General features: G+C 69.1%; 1 protein-coding gene. It reads right to left on the bottom strand.

All coding sequences use genetic code 11. The annotated features are described in order from the left end of the window. Positions 1-873 (bottom strand): transposase (locus AAE045_RS23285; RefSeq protein ID WP_455549692.1); only part of this gene is annotated, 873 nt, incomplete at both ends.

The raw sequence follows: 873 nt of genomic DNA, 5'->3' as shown, positions 1-873 counted from the left end.
CTTGCTCCAGCGCGCCGTGTTTCTCGAAGTGGGCGAGGATGGCGCGGATGGTTTTGGGTTCCTCGATGCTGGCGACGATCCGCACCGCGCCGCCGCAGTGGGCGCAGGTGGTGACGTCGATGGAAAAGACCCGCTTGAGCCGTTGCGCCCAGCTCATCGCACGGCGCTTCTGCTCGGGGCTGCGCGGCTCGTCGTTCGCGCTTGCGTCCGCCGGCTCCACAGCGGCGTCATGCCGCCTGCCGCGCCCCGATGGCGTCAACTGTGCGCGCAGGGCGGCGTTCGGGGCAAACACCCCGTGGAAGCGGGTCAGGTGGGCGCGCGGTGGCGGGACCAGCGCCGCCAGCTTGGCGATGAAATCCACCGGATCCCATTCCACATGCGTGGTGCCATTGCGCCACGGGGTCTTGAGCTGGTAACGCACCCTGCCCTGGAGCGCTATCGACAGCCGCTGCTCGCTGATCGCCGGGCGCGTGATGTAGCGGCACAGCTTTTCGAGCTTGTGGCTTTCGTGTGCTTCCGCGGCCACGCCGGCATGCAGCGAGAAGCCGCCGACCTTGCCGGCATCGCCGTCCAGCGAGCCTGCGTCACCGGGCAATGTTTGCAGCGTGACGACCTTGCGGCCAGCGTCGCGACCGGTGGCGATGCGGTAGGTCATCGAACTCATCCGCAGCCCATCCATGCCGTCGTCGCTACCCGCGCTGTCGGACAGGAACACGGATTCGTCTTCGCCTTCGAGCCAGCCGCGGCGCGACAGGTGCCGGCACACGCGATGCGCGATGGTGTTGGCGAGCTGCGTCAGTTGCGCAGAGGTGGGGGCGCGGCGCAGGCGCGGCTTGCGCCGCGGGGGCTCGACGTTCGCGTCGTACACGCCGT

Source organism: Dryocola clanedunensis (assembly GCF_038405435.1).
Lineage (GTDB): Bacteria > Pseudomonadota > Gammaproteobacteria > Enterobacterales > Enterobacteriaceae > Dryocola > Dryocola clanedunensis_A.
The sequence above is the reverse complement of the archived record's forward strand: the minus strand, read 5'-3'. Positions and strand labels throughout refer to the sequence as shown.